We start from the raw sequence: 5,280 nt of genomic DNA, 5'->3' as shown, positions 1-5,280 counted from the left end.
GCCGCGGGCTGCCTGGGCCGCAAGACGGGCCGCGGCTTCCGCGAGTATGCCCGCCGCTGACGGCGCCGGCGACGGCTCCCGCGCGCCCAACGCCCGGGGCGGGCCGCTCCCCCCCCCCGCGGGGTGCCCGCCCCGCCCCCCGGGCGGCGTCCCCGCCGGTCCCGCACCCGGCGACCCGTCCGGCGCCGCGCCGACTCCCGTACCGCGCCTTCCACGGTCATCGCGCACCGGCTGCCCACGCCCGGCCCAGGCCCCCGCCGGACCCTGTGACCTCCACGTGCCGCTTCCGGGTGGCGACGCGCGCCCGGCCGTAACGTCCGGCGTCGCACCGGCCCCCCGCCGCGCCGTTCCCCGGTCCTGGTCCCCCTGGCCGTCACCCCGCAGTGGTCAGCTGCGGACGGCCCGACGAGCGCGGGGTCCCCGTACCGGAAGCGGCGCCCGAGGAGCGCGGCGTCGTCAGGCGGAGGTTCGTCAGAGCCAGGAGTTGACCCCCGCCCGGCTCTTGCGGCGGGCCGCCCGGCACAGCAGGCGGAAGGCCTGGAAGAGGGTGAGCGGCCACAGCACCGCGAAGCACCACAGCAGTCCGGGGTCCTCGGTGCGGATGCCCATGACCGCCGAGAACACCGACGCCACGGCCAGCAGCAGCACCCCCACCGGCAGCCAGACCCGCCGGCGCGTGCGGCCCCGGCGGGCACCGCCCCGGCGTCCCCGTGGCTCCTCGCCCATGCGGCGGGCGAAGCCCCGGTCCCGGCGCAGGCGCGCCTCGATCTCCAGCAGCGCGAGCCGCTCGCGCGGCGACAGCCGTATCTCCTCGCGCCTGTCCCACATCTCCCAGTCGTCCACGGCGACGGCACCTCCTCCGCGCTCGGCCATCTCCGCGCCCCGAGTTCCCCCGGGCGGCCGGGCCGAAGCGAAGCGGCACGCGAGGTCGGTATTCGGCCACCCACAGTGAGCACCGAGGGCCCGCATGTCGCGTTCACGCCATGGTTACCAGAGGTTCATTTTCACATCGCGCACGACGGACGACACCCCGAGGGCCGACAACATGTCCAGCATTGGGCGCAATTGACAGCACATCAGTCAGACTTGACCATCCCGATCGATCAAAAGACAAGTAAAATTTGGCCGTTGGCGCGTCACGGCTTGAGATGCGTTCACCCACCACAGACTTCCCGTGCTTATCATCGGGCCACTAGTGGATCACTGCCCTCCGCAAGTCGAAGCGGACAACACGCTTCCCCTCGGCAGTGGTTGACCAGTCACACCCACTTGAGCGCCTCAGAAAGGTCCGCGCCATTGAGCACCGTGGTGGCCAAGCGATCACCGCGCGCCGAGGGCCCGCAGCTCCCCGAGGGACAGGTAGAGCTGGCGGAGCCACCGGTTCTGGGGGAGCCGGCCAGCGCCGATTTCGGATCGGCGCTGATGTACCTGCCCATGGCGCTGGGCACCGGCGCCATGGTGCTGATGTTCTCCATGCGCAGCGCCGGACCGGCGACGTACATGATGTCCGGGATGATGGGCATCGCCATGGTCAGCATGACGCTGACCCAGATCGGCCGGGCCGGTGCCGAGCGCCGGCGCCGGATGCGGGCCGAGCGGCGTGACTACCTGCGCTATCTCGCCCAGAAGCGACGGCAGGCCCGGCAGGCCGCCGAACAGCAGCGGGCCGCCCTGCTGTGGGACAACCCCGACCCGGGCCAGCTGTGGGCGCTGGCGATGGGCCCCCGGCTGTGGGAGCGCCGCCCGGCGCACGAGGACTTCGGCCGGGTCCGCATCGGACAGGGCGTCCGGCGCGCCGCGCTGGAGTTCCTGCCGCCGCAGACCAAGCCGGTGGAGGACCTGGAGCCGCTGACCGCCATCTCGCTGCGCCGGTTCACCAAGGCGCACCAGACCGTGCCCCGGCTGCCGATCCCGGTCGCGCTGCGCCGCTTCACCAGCGTGGAGCTGGCCGGCGAGCCGGAGCCCGCGCTCGCCCTGCTGCGCGCGATGGTGGCGCAGCTCGCCGTGTTCCACTCCCCCGACGAGCTGCGGATCGCCCTGCTGGGCGGGGCGTCGGCGCGCGAGGAGTGGGACTGGCTCAAGTGGCTGCCGCACAACGCCCATCCGCACGAGGAGGACGACGCCGGCCAGGCCCGGCTCGCCGCCGAGGACCACGACGCGCTGATGGACCTGCTCGGCACCGAGGTGCGGGACCGCCCCGACCACGACCCGGACGCCTCCCCCAGCGTGGCCGAGCCGTTCGTGGTGGTCCTGGCCCAGGGCGTACGGCTGCCCGAGAACTCGCGGCTGCTCAACGGCGGGCTGCGCAACGTCGTCCTGCTGGACGCGACCGGCGCGATGACCGGCGGCCCGAAGGTGCTGCGGCTGACCACGCGCGGCACCGGCGTCGCCTTCCCGGCCGGCGACGACACGGTGACCGCCGAGGCCGACGCGGTGAGCCGGACCCAGGCCGACACGCTCGCCCGGCTGCTGGCGCCGATGCGCACCAGCGGCAGCGTCGACCTGGTGGACCGGCCGCTGGAGTCGGACTTCGACCTCACCGCGCTGCTCGGCATCCGCGACCCGCGCACCTTCGACGTGACCGCCAAGTGGCGCCCCCGGCAGGCCCAGTCCGCCCGGCTGCTGGTGCCGCTCGGCGTCACCGAGGAGGGCGAGGTCGTCGAGCTGGACATCAAGGAGTCGGCGCAGGGCGGCATGGGCCCGCACGGTCTGCTCATCGGCGCCACCGGTTCCGGCAAGAGCGAGCTGCTGCGCACCCTGGTGATGGGCCTGGTCGCCACGCACTCCTCGGAGATCCTCAACCTGGTGCTGGTCGACTTCAAGGGCGGCGCGACCTTCCTCGGCATGGACCGGCTGCCGCACACCTCGGCGGTCATCACCAACCTGGCCGACGAGATCCACCTCGTGGACCGCATGCGCGACTCCATCAACGGCGAGATGATCCGCCGTCAGGAGCTGCTGCGCGAGTCCGGGTACTCCTCGCTGTTCGACTACGAGAAGGCGCGGGCCGCCGGGGCGAATCTGACGCCGCTGCCCTCGTTGCTGATCATCGTGGACGAGTTCTCCGAACTGCTGGCCAGCAAGCCGGAGTTCGTGGACCTGTTCGTCTCCATCGGCCGGCTGGGCCGCAGCCTCGGCGTGCATCTGCTGCTGGCCTCCCAGCGGCTGGACGAGAGCCGGATCCACAAGGTCGAGGGCCATCTGTCGTACCGGATCGCCCTGCGCACGTTCTCCGCGATGGAGTCGCGCAGCGTCATCGGCGTCTCGCACGCCTACGAACTGCCCTCGGCGCCGGGCAACGGCTATCTGAAGGTGGACACCACCAACCTGGTCCGGTTCAAGGCGGCTTACGTCTCCGGTGCCGCGCCCGAGCCGGTGAGCGAGGCGGAGCACAGCGCCCAGCTGGCCGCCGCCCAGGAGATCACCGTGTTCGGCCTGGAGCGGCAGGGCACGCTGCGCTCCGAGCGCGCCGCCGAGCTGGAGGCGCAGTCCGCCGCGCTCCAGGCGTCCGCCGCCGCCGAACGCCGGGCGGCCGCCGGGGCCTCGGGCGACGAGCAGAACACGGAGAGCCTGCTGGAGGTGCTGATCGGGCGCCTGGAGGAGAGCGGGCCGCCCGCCCGGCAGGTGTGGCTGCCCCCGCTGACCGAGTCCCCGAGCCTGGACCAGCTGCTGCCGGGCATCGTCCCGGACCCGGTGCGCGGCATGAGCGCGGCGGACCACCCCTCGCTGGGGTCGCTGCGGGTGCCGCTGGGCATCGTCGACCGGCCCTTCGAGCAGCTGCGCGAACTGCTGGTCGCCGACCTGTCCGGCGCCGACGGCCACATCGGCGTGGCGGGCGCCCCGCAGACCGGCAAGTCGACCCTGCTGCGCACCCTGATGCTGTCCCTGGCACTGACCCACACACCGGAGGAAGTCCAGTTCTACGGCCTGGACTTCGGCGGTGGCGGTCTGGTCTCCACGGCCGGTCTGCCGCACGTCGGCTCGGTCGCCACCCGTCTGGAGCGCGACCGCGTCCTGCGCACCGTGGCGGAGCTGACGCAGCTCCTGGAGAAGCGCGAGGAGGAGTTCACCTCGCGCGGTCTCGAGTCGATGGCGGCGTACCGGCGGCTGAAGGCCGCGGGCGAGATCGACGACCCGTACGGCGATGTGTTCCTGGTGGTGGACGGCTGGGGCACGCTGCGCCAGGACTACGAGGAGCTGGAGCCCCGGGTCATCGAGATGGCCGCGCGCGGGCTGTCGTTCGGCCTGCACGTGATCGGTTCCGCCGTGCGCTGGTCGGAGTTCCGGCCCCGGCTGCGCGACCTGCTGGGCACCAAGTTCGAGCTGCGGCTGGGCGATTCCATGGAGTCCGAGGTCGGCTCGCGGACCGCCGCGGCCGTGCCGCACCAGCCCGGCCGCGGTCTGACGTCGGGCGGCCACCACTTCCTGTCCGCGCTGCCCCGGCTGGACGGCTCCGGCGAGACCGGCGACCTGACCGCCGCCACCAAGTCGGCGGTCGCGGAGATCGACACCTTCTGGACGGGCCGCCCCGCGCCGGGCGTCCGGCTGCTGCCGACCCGGCTGCCGGTCACCCAGCTCCCCGACGCCGACGGCGACCTGCGGGTCTGCCTCGGCTGGGACGAACAGCGCCTGGAACCCGTCTGGCACGACTTCACCACCAACCCGCACCTGATGGTGTTCGGCGACGGGGAGACCGGCAAGACGAACACGCTGCGCCTGATGGTCCGCGCCATCACCTCCCGCTACACCCCGGAGGAGGCCCGCATCATGGTCGCCGACCCGGGCCGCGGACTGCTCAACGCGGTGCCCGAGGAGTACCGGGTCGGGTACGTCGTGGACAGCGACGCCCTCACCCAGCTCGCCAACAGCGCCTCGGTGTCGGTGGGCAAGCGGGTGCCGGGCCCGGACATCAGCCCGGAGCAGCTGGCCCGCCGCGACTGGTGGGAGGGACCGCGGCTGTTCGTCCTGATCGACGACTACGACCTGTTCTCCGGCACCCCGGGCACCCCGCCGCCGATGGCGCCGCTGGTGCCGCTGCTCGCCCAGGGTCTGCACATCGGCATGCACCTGGTCGTCGCCCGCAGCACCTCCGGCTCGGTGCGCGCCATGATGGACCCGGTGCTGCGCCGCCTGTGGGAACTGGGCAACCCCGGTCTGCTCTTCTCCTACCCGAAGGAAGAGGGCAAGTTCCTCGGCGAGGCCAAGCCGCGCACCCTCCCCGCGGGCCGCGCCCAGCTCGTCACCCGCCGCTCGGTGAAGCTCGTACAGACCGGACTGGTG

The 5,280-nt window shown here is 73.0% G+C and carries 2 protein-coding genes; one reads left to right on the top strand and one right to left on the bottom strand.

The genetic code is table 11. The features are described 5' to 3' along the window. Positions 1-471: 471 nt before the first annotated feature. On the bottom strand, positions 472-873 hold the full coding sequence (locus tag FRZ03_RS35875) for a DUF3040 domain-containing protein (RefSeq protein WP_261399485.1): 402 nt from the start codon (positions 871-873) through the stop codon (positions 472-474). A gap of 423 nt (positions 874-1,296) precedes the next feature. On the opposite strand from FRZ03_RS35875, the gene eccCa reads away from it, so the two are divergent. Then, the coding region (eccCa, locus tag FRZ03_RS35870) for a type VII secretion protein EccCa (RefSeq protein WP_146469249.1) at positions 1,297-5,280 on the top strand (3,984 nt) is incomplete at its 3' end.

Origin of the sequence: Streptomyces misionensis (assembly GCF_007896895.1) — a bacterium.
Lineage (GTDB): Bacteria > Actinomycetota > Actinomycetes > Streptomycetales > Streptomycetaceae > Streptomyces > Streptomyces misionensis_A.
Note: the sequence above shows the minus strand (reverse complement) of the source record. Positions and strands in the feature narration are given on the sequence as shown.

Bases quoted from the DNA above. Each gene is read 5' to 3' on its own strand.
- FRZ03_RS35875 (WP_261399485.1), bottom strand. From the start codon at position 873: ATGGCCGAGCGCGGAGGAGGTGCCGTCGCCGTGGACGACTGGGAGATG.